At 65.1% G+C, this 14,395-nt stretch carries 13 protein-coding genes; 8 read left to right on the forward strand and 5 right to left on the reverse strand.

The window, feature by feature from the left end:
- The first annotated feature begins 206 nt into the window (after window positions 1-206).
- The 3 genes from rhlP to Poly30_RS01085 all read left to right on the forward strand — a co-directional run bounded on the left by rhlP (window position 207) and on the right by Poly30_RS01085 (window position 3,693).
- Window positions 207-998 carry a rhombotarget lipoprotein gene (rhlP, locus tag Poly30_RS01075; RefSeq protein WP_419191394.1) on the forward strand — a complete coding sequence of 264 codons (792 nt, stop codon included), beginning with the start codon at window positions 207-209 and terminating at the stop codon, window positions 996-998.
- Entirely contained in the window at window positions 995-1,780 is a 786-nt protein-coding gene (locus Poly30_RS01080) for a rhomboid family intramembrane serine protease (protein WP_145194175.1), read from the forward strand. Before rhlP ends, Poly30_RS01080 begins: the two co-directional genes overlap by 4 nt.
- A 197-nt stretch (window positions 1,781-1,977) precedes the next feature.
- Window positions 1,978-3,693 (forward strand): transposase zinc-binding domain-containing protein, encoded by a 1,716-nt coding sequence (locus Poly30_RS01085; RefSeq protein ID WP_145194176.1) that lies wholly within the window; start codon window positions 1,978-1,980, stop codon window positions 3,691-3,693.
- A gap of 321 nt (window positions 3,694-4,014) precedes the next feature.
- Here the strand turns inward: Poly30_RS01085 and Poly30_RS01090 are convergent, their stop codons facing one another.
- Window positions 4,015-4,725: a DUF2270 domain-containing protein gene (locus tag Poly30_RS01090; RefSeq protein WP_419190804.1), complete on the reverse strand. Its 711-nt coding sequence runs from the start codon at window positions 4,723-4,725 to the stop codon at window positions 4,015-4,017.
- A 313-nt stretch (window positions 4,726-5,038) separates the two neighbouring features.
- Between Poly30_RS01090 and Poly30_RS01095 the strand changes: the two genes are divergently transcribed.
- Window positions 5,039-6,619: a hypothetical protein gene (locus Poly30_RS01095; protein WP_145194178.1), complete on the forward strand. Its 1,581-nt coding sequence runs from the start codon at window positions 5,039-5,041 to the stop codon at window positions 6,617-6,619.
- 39 nt (window positions 6,620-6,658) lie between these two features.
- Here Poly30_RS01095 and Poly30_RS01100 read toward each other — a convergent pair whose 3' ends face one another.
- Window positions 6,659-7,108: a hypothetical protein gene (locus Poly30_RS01100; RefSeq protein WP_145194179.1), complete on the reverse strand. Its 450-nt coding sequence runs from the start codon at window positions 7,106-7,108 to the stop codon at window positions 6,659-6,661.
- A gap of 14 nt (window positions 7,109-7,122) precedes the next feature.
- Here Poly30_RS01100 and Poly30_RS01105 point away from each other — a divergent pair, with 14 nt between their 5' ends.
- A complete protein-coding gene (locus Poly30_RS01105) occupies window positions 7,123-7,998 on the forward strand; it encodes a transposase (protein ID WP_145194180.1) in 876 nt (291 codons plus the stop codon).
- Window positions 7,999-8,547: 549 nt separating this feature from the next.
- Here Poly30_RS01105 and Poly30_RS01110 read toward each other — a convergent pair.
- Entirely contained in the window at window positions 8,548-10,191 is a 1,644-nt protein-coding gene (locus Poly30_RS01110; protein WP_145194181.1) for a hypothetical protein, read from the reverse strand.
- Window positions 10,192-10,533: 342 nt separating this feature from the next.
- On the opposite strand from Poly30_RS01110, the gene Poly30_RS01115 reads away from it, so the two are divergent.
- Both Poly30_RS01115 and Poly30_RS01120 read left to right on the forward strand, forming a co-directional pair.
- A complete protein-coding gene (locus Poly30_RS01115) occupies window positions 10,534-11,211 on the forward strand; it encodes a transposase (protein ID WP_419190805.1) in 678 nt (225 codons plus the stop codon).
- Window positions 11,212-11,412: 201 nt separating this feature from the next.
- Entirely contained in the window at window positions 11,413-11,961 is a 549-nt protein-coding gene (locus Poly30_RS01120; protein ID WP_419190806.1) for a DUF2470 domain-containing protein, read from the forward strand.
- 127 nt (window positions 11,962-12,088) lie between these two features.
- On the opposite strand, the gene Poly30_RS01125 is transcribed toward Poly30_RS01120, so the two are convergent.
- Complete coding sequence (locus tag Poly30_RS01125; protein ID WP_145194184.1) at window positions 12,089-12,652, reverse strand: hypothetical protein; 564 nt, start codon at window positions 12,650-12,652, stop codon at window positions 12,089-12,091.
- A 44-nt stretch (window positions 12,653-12,696) separates the two neighbouring features.
- Window positions 12,697-13,362, reverse strand: coding sequence for a CIA30 family protein (locus Poly30_RS01130; protein WP_145194185.1), 666 nt, complete (start codon window positions 13,360-13,362; stop codon window positions 12,697-12,699).
- 649 nt (window positions 13,363-14,011) lie between these two features.
- Between Poly30_RS01130 and Poly30_RS01135 the strand changes: the two genes are divergently transcribed.
- Window positions 14,012-14,377 carry a hypothetical protein gene (locus Poly30_RS01135; RefSeq protein ID WP_145194186.1) on the forward strand — a complete coding sequence of 122 codons (366 nt, stop codon included), beginning with the start codon at window positions 14,012-14,014 and terminating at the stop codon, window positions 14,375-14,377.
- Window positions 14,378-14,395: the final 18 nt, after the last annotated feature.

A 14,395-nucleotide genomic window follows, 5' to 3' on the forward strand; every position in this document is an offset into this window, starting at 1 on the left:
TCTCCCCCACTGGGGGAGACCCGTCATCGCCAGGGCCGAGCCGTTCCCCACCGCCAGAGCCCGAGGTCCGAATACCGATGCCGCCTCGGCAGGGGCGGCTGGACTTCGGGACGTAGGGTGCTGCGGAAGAGCGGCGCGCGGGAGATCGTGCTCGATGAAACAAGCACAGCCAGCACTCTTGGGGAGGGTGCTGGCTGCAGGTCGTGGTGACGCGAACCGGTGGTGCTCGTCGGAGGAGGGAAATCGGGCGAGTTCGGCTCAGCGAAGAGCCCGATGGCTGCGTTGGCATCGCCTTCGTGCCCATTCATGGCGAGCGCGGCGCCTTCTACAGCGAGAGCGGCGGTCTGACGGGCAGGTTCCGTCAAGACCCGCTGCAGTTCGATGAAACGCTGCGACGGAGCCTCCTCGAGCAAGTGGCCGCCGCCTTCGAAGGTCGCCCCGAGATCGCATCCATCGAGGTTCTTCCCTCGCACCAGCTTCGGGAGCAAGGCGGCTTCGAGGAAGTCGACCGGCTGGGGGCGCTCTACGGACTCGATCTCCTGGCGCTCGTCTCCTACGACCAGATCCAGTTCGGTCGTGAGAACGCGAACGCCTGGACGTACCTCACGCTGGTCGGCGCGCTCACCGTGGAGGCGGACGAGACCGAGACGCGGACGCTGCTTGACACCTCGGTGTTCGACATCCGATCGAGGACGCTGCTCGTCACGGCGACCGGCACTAGCGCAGAGACGGCGCGCTCGACGCCGTTCGAAACCCAGCGTGCCGTCCGGATCGCCGCCACTTCAGGTTTCGAAGTGGCGGCGAAGGACCTGATCACGAACCTCGACCAGGGCCTGGAGCGGATGGCGGAGAATGTCCGCGCGGGTACCGCCCGCGGTCCTGGAAGCCCGGCCGTCCAGGTGAAGGTCAGGCCCGGCAACCACGGCGTGGCCGGCCTTGGTTGGGTTCATCTCCTGCTGCTCGCGATCGTCGGTCTGGCCTGTCGCAGGGAAGCATGAAGCGGCCACCTCTCTGGACCATGGCCTTGGCCGCGATGATGACCGTCGCCAGCGCCGGAGATGCCCAGGGACCTCTGCATGCGGCGCTGCGCTTCGAGCGAGCGTCCATCGTCGAGGAGTTCGAGGTCTGGCGCATCGTGACGGGGCAACTCCTTCACGGAACGCCGCGTCTCTTCGCGGTCGACGTTGCCTGCGTGACGGCGCTCGCCTGGATCGTCGAGCGGAGGTCCGGCCATGTGATGCGGCTGCTCTTCGGGAGCGCGCTGGCGGCGGGGCTCGGAACGCTGTGGCTCGCCCCCGAAATCGAGTTCCTCGAGGGAGCGTCCGGGATCGCCTCCGGACTGCTCGCGTGCCTGCTGGTCGATCTCATGGCGGTGGGCGGTCGACGCCAGTCTCGAGTCGCTGCCTTCGGATCGGTGGTCTTCGCCGGCAAGCTGCACCTGGAGCTGGTTCTCGGCGACGACCTGGCCTGGTGGGGGGATCCAATGGGCGAGACCCGAGTGGTGGCGGCGGCGCACCTGTGCGGCGCGCTCGCAGGGCTGATTGCCCGTCTCGTAGGAGGCCGTCAGGCGTCCCGCAGCTCGCGCTTCAGCCAGCCCCGCCATCTGCTGGTCGATCAGCCGCAGCTAGACCCCGTTGACGAGGGCCGATGGCTGAAGCGTCAGGGCATCACGGCTCGTACAGAGCTTGCGGCGAGCCAGCGCGCCCAGCGGTTCGGAAGGCACCGTGTCGACACCCCGCTTGGAAGTCCTATTCGTCGGTCGCTCCTCCTCCGTCGATGATCGCGCCGTTCGACCCGAAGACGCGTCGGTACGTGCCGATCTCGATGGGGAACGACTCCCCGTTCGAGCCGTCGTAGATCCCGGGTCGGATCTATCCGGAGCGATTCCAGCGGCTCGAGCAACGTCTCGGAGGCGTAGCGTGCCCATGGCGCCTTGCGCGCAACCCGCTTCGAGCTCGACCGGTCCGTTCCTCTGGAATGGACGATCCACCGGACATCTTCAGGGGCACGGGGGGCCGCTCGCCGCTCCAGAATTTCGTCCGGGCCCACCTTCCCGGTTTCCTCGCGGAGTTCGAGGACGAGCACGGCGGTCGTTCCCTGCCGCAGTACGTCATCCAGGAATTCGAGGCTCTACTCGAATGCGGCGATCCAGCGTTCTGCTTCAGCCGCCTTCGTTGCCCCTCCTGCGCAACGGACACGGTGGTGCCGTTTTCCTGTAAGGGTCGAACGTTCTGTTCCTCCTGCGGCGGGCGCCAGATGGCGCAGACGGCCGCGCACCTCGTCGACAGGGTCTTCCCCGATGTTGATGTGCGCCAGTGGGTACTCACGGTCCCCAGGCCGCTACGCCTGGCGATGGCGATGAACGCGGAGCTCTGCCGAGAGGTCACGCGGGCACACATTCGCGCGGTCTCTGCCTCCTACAAACGCCGCGGACAAGTGACCCTGGATCGTCAGCAGCAACAAGTGCAAGGCGACGCAGAGGTTGACCCAGAGGAAGCCGCACCTTCCATTCCTGAATCCCCGGTCCGGCTCGACGTTGGCGCCGTGAATTCGACGCAGCGTTTTGAATCTTCGTTGGGATTGAATGTTCACTTCCACTCCCTCTACCTGGACGGTGTGTACGTCACGCGCAGCGCTTTCGAGTCTCCCGTCTTTCTGCCCGCGGACCCTCTGACGTCGGCGGAGGTCGAGCGTGTGCACGGCGACGCGATCGAGCGCATCCGTCGGGTGCTGAAGCGCTACTCCCTCGACCCGATCGCACTCGGTCTGCCACTACGCAAAGGCGACGACCCCCCTTGGGAGTACGCGGACGCGAGCGCTGATGAGCAGCCGCTTCTCGACTTTGGCGTCGCGCGTGATGATGCGTACTTTCCGGCCCTGAAGGCTGCCTCGGTGAAGTCACTGGTGCCTTTCGGTCCTGGTGCTGGGCAGCCGCTGAAGCGCCTCATCGACCCTGATCTCGGCCTTGCGTTCCAGTCGTCGGGTTGGGGGAGTCAGTACGTGCCGCCTCCACTGGTGGTGAACGCTGACGGGTTCTCGTTGCATGCGGCGACGCTGATCCGGAAGGGGCAGCGGGCGCAGCTGGAGAAGCTCTGCCGCTATGTGACGAGGCCCGCCATCAGTCTGGAACGCTTCGATGTCCGTCCCGATGGGATGGTCTCGTGGCTGCTGCGCAAGGCCTGGCGTGATGGGACCAAAGGCTTCGTTATGACGCCGCATGAGTTCATGGCTCGACTGGCGGCGCTCGCGCCGCATCCGCGCGAGCATCAGCTGACGTATCAGGGAGTGCTGGCCCCGGCCTCATCGTTGCGTGATCTGGTGGTGCCGCGTCCCGTGGTTCGGAAGGAGCCGAAGGATGTGGACGTCGCCGATGAAGACGGCTCGAAGAGTGCGGGGGAGCCGTCGAAGGACCAGAGGTACATCCGCTGGGCAGATCTTCTGAAGCGGGTGTTTTCGGAAGATGTTCTCAAGCGCCCGCGCTGCCGCGGGCGTCGGCACATGATCTCCGTGATCACAGATCCGGAGACAGCGCGGAAGGTGCTGGAGGGGGTGAGAGCGGCAGCGAGGAGGTCATCCGATTCGCCCGGTGGGGGAGACCCGTCATCGCCAGGGCCGAGCCGTTCCCCACCGGCAGAGCCCGAGGTCCGAATACCGATGCCGCCTCGGCAGGGGCGGCTGGACTTCGGGAAGTAGGGCGCAGCAAAGCAGCGCGCGGGCTATCGGGCTCGGTGAAATAAGAACAGCCAGCGCCTTGGGGAGGGTGCTGGCTGCAGGTCGTGGTGAAGCGAACCGGTGGTGCCGTTCGGAGAGGGGGAAATCGGGCGATTTCCGCTCACTGAAGAGGCCGATGGCCGCTCGGGCGCTCCCGAGTGGCCGGTGAGGATGGGGGTAGCGGTGAATCGGGCCCCAGGCTACGGCGACTGGCGTGTCGACACACCGCTTGGAGTTCCTATCCGTTGCGGTGCACGTCTCCGCGAAGCCTGGTTGGCAGACGCCGTCCTGTTGCGGTGGCTGTCAGAGGTCGATGGCCAAGCGCTTTCGCGTGTCATCGGTTAGCTCATACGTCCAGTCGTCGAGGTCGTAGCTGGATGACCGGCGCCCAAAGACAATCAAGACTAGGCACCCGAGTCCGAATGCGCCGAACACGGCAAGGGGGATCCACCACGGCACGATTCCGTCGCCGCCCATGCGCTCTCGGATTTCAAGCCAGGACTGTGCCGTCGTCGGCTGCGTGCCGACCTTGACGACGAAGGCCACCGAGAGGACGGCATAGATGGGGAGATAGTTGCGAAGGAGGCGGGTGCGCAGAGCGGCGAAGACGCTCATCTTGAAGCTTGGGCGAAAGAGATCCACAGCCACCAGGGTGCCCCACTGCGCCTCAGGACTGACCGGATCGCGGCGCAGGATCGGGCCGTAGAAGTTCTCTTCGATCATCCGCACGCGAGAGCGCCAGACATCGGCGAAGCGAAAGCGACGCGCCTCGATGTACAGGAACAGAGTCACGATCGCGAGTCCCGCGATGATGGACCAGGGGGAGTGGTGTCCGTCTCCGAAGGAGTAGGTCAGGACTCCCGCCGAGGTGAGCACCGCCCAGTTAGTGGTCTGATCGAGGCGCAGTCGCCACGCGTTCGCGCGGAACAGCTCTCCCCGATAGAGGTGCACGATGGCCGAGATGTACTCAGGTCTCGTGAGCGGTGTGCTCTCGTAGTCCGCGTGCTCGGGCAACTCATGAGGCTCTCGGTGGGGCCGGTCGGGCGAAGGGGCATCCATCACGCCCATTCTGTCCCACGGGCAGCGCGGAGTCGCTGCCGATTAGGCCGGGCTGCCGCAATGTGATTCAGGAATTCGAGTTGCGGGCATAATCACTCAGGGTCCTTCCCTACAGCCGGACGTGTCTGGGTTCGCCTGGGTGCCTTCGCGATCCGCGTCTTCCCCTACCTCTCATCGCATGCTCGCTTCCATTCTCGCAATCGCTCTTGCTTCCCCCGCTTCATTGGCGCCCCCTGGGCCTATCCCGAGGGCTTCGGTAGCGCCCCAGGTGACCGAGCCCGACGTCATCGAGCTCCTCATTCAGCGCGGTACACCAGCCCCTTTTGTGGACACGACCGGGACCCAGTACACCTACGCCGGCCCGCACGGGCAGGTCCGAAGCACTCCTGACGGCGGCTGGCTCGCTACGATGCGGGTGGAGCGGCAAAGTCCCGTGGCCTCGACCTACATCGTGGTCGGCCAGCGAGGCGACGCCCTCGATGGTCCGGTGGAGGTATTCCTCATCCCGGACCCCGAGGTCAACCAGCAGCTCACCATCTATGGAGCCGCGTCAGGTGCAGACGGGCGCATCGGGTGGATCGAATGGAGCGAGGCCACGGGCTTTTTACCGCTGGCTCTTCACCTGGACGACCAGCGGCTCCTGTCGCGATTTGATGACATCGCGGGCGCGCCCGGCTGGCGATGGAATCAGTTCAACGGCGTGACCCTGACGGAGAACGGCGGGATCTTCGTGAGCGGGGTGGGGCTCGAGCCAACGATCGGGAACGCTCAGCCCACGGTCGCTAACGTCGGCACGGGGGAGATGCTTCTGAACGGCTTCGACTTTGTCCCAGGGCTCTCGAGAAGGATCGCTCAGATCCAGTCGTTCCGACCGAGCACGGACGGATTGCGCTGGGGTGCCGTGGTGCAGACCCGAGCTACGTCCCAAGAGGCCGTCATCGTCGACGGCGAACTCTTGGAGTTAGCTCCGGGCTTCAAGGCCCTGGAAGGGGAGCCCTTGCCCCCGAGCGTGGCGGCGCGAATCGGTGAAGGCACATGGCTCCGGTTCCTGTCGTGCCATGTCAATCGAGGGGGCGATGTCGTGATCGAAGCGCAGGCCACAGCGGGTGGAGTCTTCCAGGCACTCACGCTGTTCAACGGCTCGATTGCGTGCCTCGGCGGAGAATGTCGGGAGGTCGTTCAGCTCACGAACGACGGCGCGCTCTTGACGTCGCGCGACGGTGAATTCTTCGGACAGGCGAGCCTCATCACGTCAGCAGAGCTCGTCGACGCCGATCGAGACGGAGTCGCCGACCCCGGCTACAGCGACGTGAACTTCCTGCAGCCTCCCAGCGCCTCGGCAAGCGGCGCGCCGATCTACTTCTTCTCGCTCTTCAAGGAGCCCGATGGAACCAATCGTGGAGGCCTCTTCCGCACGCGTTCCACCAACGCAGGATCGACCGTCTGCACCGCCGTGCCCAACTCGACCGGGCGCCGAGGTTCCATGATGGCCGTCGGAAGTCCCGTTGCGGTCGACTCGGATCTCACGCTGGAGGTCTTCGGCCTCCCGCGAAATGCCCGGGGTTACGCCCTTTTCAGTCGAGCGCTCGGTACACCGTTCACTCCCCAGGGGAGCGAGGGGACGCTCTGTCTCGGCGGCGCCATCGGTCGGCTTCAGACGCAGCTGTTCCTCACGGGTGAATCCGGCACTGCTGGCATCGAGCTCGACCTCAATGGACTGCCGCAGCCCACGGGATCCGTCGCGGCCATCGCGGGCGACACCTGGTACGCCCAGGCCTGGCACCGCGACTTGGGCCTGAGTGGCCCCACGTCGAACTTCACGGATGCGATCGAGGTTGCGTTCGACTGAGCCTGGATGGCCCCAACGGGAGGCAGCGAGCTGCGCGCTTCAGCGAGCGCCTTGGCGCAGGGCGGCGTCGATGCGGAGCAGGACAGGAGTCTCGTCCACGACTTCGATGATGGCTTCGGTGGGCAGGGGAACGCTCGCAGTCGCGAGGCCGCCTGGCCTTGATGTGGGGGCCGGGCGTTGGGCCCGGTAGAGCCGGTAGGCACCAGGCATCGGGAACTCGGCTTCGACGGCCGTGGAGCGCTTGGTGAGCCGCGTATTCAGGAGGCGGGCTGACGCTCCCGCGGTTTTCGTCCCCGCCTCGCCTCGCAGCTCGTAGATAGCCTGTTCGCTCGCGTCACCCTGCAGCTCGAGGCGCACCCGCAGCTTGGCGTTGAAGCTCACGTCGAGGTGTTCGCCCAGCGCCTGGGCGTCGGCGTAGAGAGCGGTCTTTCCATCCGGGCCTTCGACCAGCAGCGACGACGGCAGGTGCAGGGGGACGATGCAGGGCATGCTCTTGCCGTCGGGTGCTGAAGCGCTACTCCCTCGACCCGATCGCACTCGGTCTGCCACTACGCAAAGGCGACGACCCCCCTTGGGAGTACGCGGACGCGGGCGCTGATGAGCAGCCGCTCCTCGATTTTGGCGACGCGCGTGATGATGCGTTCTTTCCGGCCCTGAAGGCTGCTTCGGTGAAGTCACTGGTGCCTTTCGGTCCTGGTGCTGGGCAGCCGCTGAAGCGCCTCATCGACCCTGATCTTGCCAGGGCGTTCCAGTCGTCGGGTTGGGGGAGTCAGTACGTGCCGCCTCCACTGGTGGTGAATGCTGACGGGTTCTCGTTGCATGCGGCGACGCTGATCCGGAAGGGTCAGCGGGCGCAACTGGAGAAGCTCTGCCGCTATGTGACGAGGCCCGCCATCAGCCTCGAGCGCTTCGAGGTGCGTCCTGATGGGATGGTCTCATGGCTGCTACGCAAGGCCTGGCGTGATGGGACCAAAGGCTTCGTCATGACGCCGTACCAGTTCATGGCTCGACTGGCGGCGCTCGCGCCGCATCCGCGCGAGCATCAGCTGACGTATCAGGGAGTGCTCGCCCCGGCCTCATCATTGCGTGATCAAGTGGTGCCGCGTCCCGTGGTTCGGAAGGAGCCGAAGGATGTGGACGTCGCCGATGAAGACGGCTCGAAGAGTGCGGGGGAGCCGTCGAAGGACCAGAGGTACATCCGCTGGGCAGATCTTCTGAAGCGGGTGTTTTCGGAAGATGTTCTCAAGCGCCCGCGCTGCCGCGGGCGTCGGCACATGATCTCCGTGATCACAGATCCGGAGACAGCGCGGAAGGTGCTGGAGGGGGTGAGAGCGGCAGCGAGGAGGTCATCCGATTCGCCCGGTGGGGGAGACCCGTAATCGCCAGGGCCGAGCCGTTCCCCACCGGCAGAGCCCGAGGTCCGAATACCGATGCCGCCTCGGCAGGGGCGGCTGGACTTCGGGAAGTAGGGCGCAGCAAAGCAGCGCGCGGGCTATCGGGCTCGGTGAAATAAGAACAGCCAGCGCCTTGGGGAGGGTGCTGGCTGCAGGTCGTGGTGAAGCGAACCGGTGGTGCCGTTCGGAGAGGGGGAAATCGGGCGATTTCCGCTCACCGAAGAGGCCGATGGCCGCTCGGGCGCTCCCGAGTGGCCGGTGAGGATGGGGGTAGCGGTGAATCGGGCCCCAGGCTACGGCGACTGGCGTGTCGACACACCGCTTGGAGTTCCTATCCGTCCCGCCTCCGCTCCGTTCGCGAATCTTCCTTGCCACAGCGCCGTTTGGACGCACTGGTGACTCCCTCTCGCGAATTATCCGGGCTAGCCTGCCCTTGCGGCGTACGATCCCCGAGTCGTTGGGAATGTGCGGCGAGGTCGTTGCCAAGTCTAGTTTCGTGGCGGCGGGGTGCCGGTGACCGTAGCGCTCACTCGGCTATTTGACGAGGATCTCGTAGGCCTGCGTGAAGTTGGATGTTGGAGCAGCCGGGCCCGCGTCGCGGTGCCAGAGTTGGAAGAACCAAGTCTCGCCGACCGTGGCGCCGACCGCACCCGTCGGTTGGGGGAGCTGCGACAGGTCGAAGGAGGCGCTGATCTCGCCGCTAGCCCCGGAGCTCGGGTTGGCGGGAATCATTCGACCGATGGAGCCGGTCAGACAGAGGTTGCCGTGGCCGCCGCCGGCCATTGGAATGAAGCCCGGGTTCCTCGACACGATGAAGTGCCCGAATGCTTGCGGCGGTAGCTCGAAAGCCCTGAGGGTGAAGCCGCCTCGGCCGAGATAAGCCGAGCCCGTGGCGGTGAGCTTGCCGACGGTCCCGGTGGAGTTTGGTACGGCCGTGCATTCGCTGACACTGCCGGGCGCAATCTCGACGAAGGCGATCGATCTAACATTCGTATCGTTCGCGGAGAGCTGAACGGTGAAGAGCGTGCCGTTGTCAGTGAAGTTATGCTGCTTGTGAACGAGGTTGACGCCGCTGAACCGACGACCGTCAGGCAGCCGGTCTCGCTTCGTGGAGAGGGCCACTTCGTCGTCGAGCATGACGAGTGAAACCGAGTTGCCAGGCTCGTTAGGGTCGCTGTACACGGCTTGGTAGAGCAGCGCTCCATTGCTGGCCATCTGCGGGTTGAAGTCCCGATTGGAAATGGGGAATTGGCTTCCGTCGGGGGCTGGGTCGCCCGCGGATAGAATCGGCTGGCCGTTGCGGTAGAGGTGGCGCACGAAGTTGTGACCGGGGTTGTGCACGTGCACGAGGTTAGCAGCCCATTGCCCATCGTCTCCGAATGCGGCCGTCGCAAAGGACGGGTGGAAGTTGAGGCCACTACCCGCAACAGGAGAAGGATCCCCGGTACGCAGGACCGGTTGGCCGTCCACGGCGATCAACGAAGTACCGGCTCCCGAAGCGTCTTCAACCTGGGTGAGCTCGCTCAGCGTCCCGTCCGGCGCAACATGCGACCACAGATTACGATGGAACGCGTCGTTCTCCTGGGTGATCAGCTCGCCGGGGGCTGTGGCTCGGTCGAGTGCGATGGAGCCCGTCGAATCATCCAGCTCAAAGAATAGCCGTCGGTTCGGCTGAGCAAATTCCCCTGGAGCAACTGTGTCGAGGGAGACATGCAGTGTCGACCCGGACCAGCCGAAGCTCTCGTACTGATATCCGTACCCGTCGGGCGCATAGATCGTTCCAGCGGGGATGCCAGGGAGATCGACCGCGGAGAGCGGCTGCCCTTCAACGGCGATAATCTCTCCGTCCACAACGAGGGCTTCGCCGATGCTTGTGATTACCTGCGCAGCCCAATGCCCGTCGTCGTTCAGGGCCAATCTGCCTGAGTAGACAAAGTCAACGCCCGGTGCAATCTCGTTGGCTCGGCTGAGTAGCAGCGTGTCGTCGAGAATGACTCTCCACACTTGGTTGGCGGAGGCTACGTTGACCAAGAGCTGACCGCGTTCGTTGGAGGACCAGTTACCGAGGTACGCGATGTAGCCGCCGCCTGGGATCGGGTCGCCCACAGAGAGCGCGATTCGAACGTCGGCTTGGGGAAACGGGGCGCAGAAGGCGAGAAGAGCGAGAGAGATGATCATGGGAATTAGATCTCGAGTGTTGGGTTCCGGGTGCCGACGAGGTTCGGCGTAGAGCGCGGCTCAAGTGAGATACCGCGGCGGCGAGATCGTCACGGGAGAGCTGTCGAATCCTGGCGCATGTGGCAATACCGTACCACGTTCGTTTGCGCCACTTCCGTCGTGGTGCCGTATCGCCGCCGGCGCTCGTAACAGGAGCTGGAAGAGCAGCTTACGCCCCCTCCGCTCCCGTCTAAGAGACTCCTTAGTAGGCCCCAGACTCAAGCTCCGCGAGCTCTTGGCGGAGTACTTCAACTTCCGTTCCAGTCGTCGGGTTGGGGGAGTCAGTACGTGCCGCCTCCACTGGTGGTGAATGCTGACGGGTTCTCGTTGCATGCGGCGACGCTGATCCGGAAGGGTCAGCGGGCGCAACTGGAGAAGCTCTGCCGCTATGTGACGAGGCCCGCCATCAGCCTCGAGCGCTTCGAGGTGCGTCCTGATGGGATGGTCTCATGGCTGCTACGCAAGGCCTGGCGTGATGGGACCAAAGGCTTCGTCATGACGCCGTACCAGTTCATGGCTCGACTGGCGGCGCTCGCGCCGCATCCGCGCGAGCATCAGCTGACGTATCAGGGAGTGCTCGCCCCGGCCTCATCATTGCGTGATCAAGTGGTGCCGCGTCCCGTGGTTCGGAAGGAGCCGAAGGATGTGGACGTCGCCGATGAAGACGGCTCGAAGAGTGCGGGGGAGCCGTCGAAGGACCAGAGGTACATCCGCTGGGCAGATCTTCTGAAGCGGGTGTTTTCGGAAGATGTTCTCAAGCGCCCGCGCTGCCGCGGGCGTCGGCACATGATCTCCGTGATCACAGATCCGGAGACAGCGCGGAAGGTGCTGGAGGGGGTGAGAGCGGCAGCGAGGAGGTCATCCGATTCGCCCGGTGGGGGAGACCCGTCATCGCCAGGGCCGAGCCGTTCCCCACCGGCAGAGCCCGAGGTCCGAATACCGATGCCGCCTCGGCAGGGGCGGCTGGACTTCGGGAAGTAGGGCGCAGCAAAGCAGCGCGCGGGCTATCGGGCTCGGTGAAATAAGAACAGCCAGCGCCTTGGGGAGGGTGCTGGCTGCAGGTCGTCGTGAAGCGAACCGGTGGTGCCGTTCGGAGAGGGGGAAATCGGGCGATTTCCGCTCACCGAAGAGGCCGATGGCCGCTCGGGCGCTCCCGAGTGGCCGGTGAGGATGGGGGTAGCGGTGAATCGGGCCCCAGGCTACGGCGACTGGCGTGTCGACACACCGCTTGGAGTTCCTATCCGTCGGATCACCGTGGTGGGGGACGCCGTGCCCGTGCCGCCGGAGCACGTCGAAAGCGCGGGTGACCGCTACTTCCGCCTCTTACCCGAGTCGCGCGCCTACCAGGGCACCCACGACTTCAGCTTCTTCTGGATCGAGCCCAAGCGGGTGCGGCACATCGCTGGCTTTGGACAGATCTTCTGGGTCGAGCCAGAAGACTGGCTCGCTCCCGCGCCCGACTGGCAGGCGGGGGAGGCGGGCATCGTCGAGCACATGAACACGGACCACGCCGACGCGGTCCTCAGCATCGCGACTCTTCTGTGGGGCGAGACTCCGTCGGGCCCAACCGAAGCAGAGCTGCTGGCCGTGGACCCCGAGGGCTTCCACGTGCGCACCGACAAGGGCGTGCTCTACGGCTCGTTCGAAGAGCGCGCCTCGACGACCGAGGAGATCCGCGCTGCCTTCGTTCAGCTGACGAGCACGTCCCGGCGCGCAAGCTCAGCGCGCTAAGCGGCTACCCCCCCCAGCAGCCAAAAGGGGGATCGATCGCTCTCGTTATGAGGCAGTCCTCGCATGGGCTTCCTTAAAAATTCGGAGTGGCACTCCGAGTTTTCAAGGATGTCGGCCGGGGAGGCAGCTACGCGGATGTACCCAGCAAGTCCGACTCCAGCCACTCTCGCGTGCTTGCTACCCACGCAGCCATCGGCTCCCACCCCTCGGGAGGATCGTTCCGCCAGTTGAGCTCGAGTCTGCCTGCGAGGTGGAGCCCGAAGGCAACACCATCGATGCCGATCGTAGAAACGGGCCAAGCAAGAGAGGGGAGGCCTATGTTTGCGATGGCGGTCGCGCGCTGAAGCCAGGCCTCTTCATCGACGGCACCGTCCGCCACCTCTATCGTCGGCCGGTTGTGGAGACCTTTCCTGAGGACGGCCGTTGGCTGTGAGAGCCAGTTGTGGTCTTCCTTTTGGAGCCAAGTAGCTTGGCGCACTCTGAGCCCGCGTTCGCCCGTGCGGCCGCAGTGCCAATCGAAAACTGTCCAGGAGCACCAGTTCTCGAAGGACGGATAAACCCAGGTGCGCAGCAGCACGCGTGCTCGCAGGTGCGGTCCCACCTTGGCCGGCTCCATGGGGAGGGACCTTGCAAGAGCTGCGGCGGCCGCTTGACGAAGCGCCGCGTCGTTAGAAGATCCAGATGACGCCATGGCGAGGATCTTAGCGTAGATCCAAGATCCAAGAGGCGAGCGGCTCAACGCTCTCCAGAGCGCCGGCGCGCCTCGCTCCGTCGCATGGGCATCACGTCAATCAGCTCGAACGCATTCTGGGGATCGATCGGCCTCTGCCAGCGCTTCTTGATGCCTCCGTCCTTTCCGATCAGCGTGCACGACCAGGAGCCGGTGGGGAGGTCCCAGCGATCGCGGAGCGCCTGGGTGGCTTTCGAGTCGAGCTGGCGCCCCGCAGCAAGCGTCGCGCGCTCGCCGAGCACGTGAATCACGCGTAGGTCGCGAGCGGCTAGTTCTTCCAGCACGGCAACGAGGCGGCCACGCTGGATCGAAGCGAGCTTCCCATAGTCATCGCTCACCAGGGGCTCGGCCACCACGAGAACCCGCTCGGAGCTTCGTAGCGTTCTGACGAGCGTCTCCGCCGTCGGCGACTTGGCGAGGGTCTTCGCCAGGGCTTCCGTGCGGCCTTCATGAGCGGCGATCGTTCCAGGCTTCGGCTCTTCCGTTCCAATCGACCAGGCATCGATCGACGCGACTTCGAGGGAGTACTCACCCGCCTGACCGTCCGCGACCTGAAGGCCCACGTTCACAATGTTTGAGCGATCCAGCGGGCCGTCAGTCCGCGCGTAGCGGCCGTGGAAGACGGGTACGAAGGCCTCGAAAGGAACGGTGACGACGGATAGGACTTCCAAGCGGGGTGTCGACACCCCGGTAACCGTAGCCCGGGGCCCGATTCTTCGCTACCCCCATCCTCGCGGGCCACGCGGGAGCGTCCGAGCGGCCATCGAGCTTCTCGCTGAGCCGAACTCGCTCGAATTCGCCCTCTCCGAACGGCACCACCGGTTCGCTTCACCACGACCTTCAGCCAGCACCCTCCCCAAGAGTGCTGGCTGATCTCATTTCACCGAGCCCGATGGCCCGCGCGCCGCTCTGCTGCGCCCTACTTCCTGAAGTCCAGCCGCCCTTGCCGAGGTGGCATCGGTATTCGGACTTCGGACTCTGCTGGTGGTGAGCGGCTCGGCCCTGGCGATGATGGGTCTCCTATCCGTCCGTTCCGTTCCGTCTGGCTCATCGGCTTCGAAGAAGCCACGAACGGTGACTACCAGGACTACGCCTTCGTCCTTCGCAACGCTCAGCCGGCGCTGTAGCCCCACTTTCCACATGCGCTCCACCGTCCTCGCCTCACTCGGCCTCCTCGCCTTTTCCTTGTCCGGTTACTGGATGCAGGACGACGCGGCGGCACCTGCGCGGGACTCGGCGTTTGCGGCCCCGAAGGCAGGCCCTCCTCCGTTCATTCCGGGCACCCACATCGGCGAATGGAAGGGTCCAAATTGACTGTGGATGATGGATCCGGACAAGCCCGATCGCTCCGAGGGAGCCATCACGGCCAGCGGCAACGCGGTGCTCTACCGCTGGAGCCACGGAGGGAAGGAGCACAACGGCAAGATGGAGTTCGCCGGTCAGCCCGCAGCCCTGCGCGCCTCGTGGGTGGACACCTTCCATGCAGCCGAGGGGCTCACTCTGCATGGATTCCTGCAGCACGGCGTCATGCATCTTTTCGGGACTTACCCGGCGGGAAACGGCGTGGAGTGGGGGTGGCAAATCGAAGTGGATACGCGGGACCGCGAGTCCTTCGGGCTGCGGATGTTCAACGTGGTCCCAGCAGAGGGGCCGGTCCCTGCTGTGGCGTTGCTCGCGACGCGCTAGCGGAACAGGTACGTCTCG

The organism is Saltatorellus ferox (assembly GCA_007751475.1).
GTDB lineage: Bacteria > Planctomycetota > UBA1135 > UBA1135.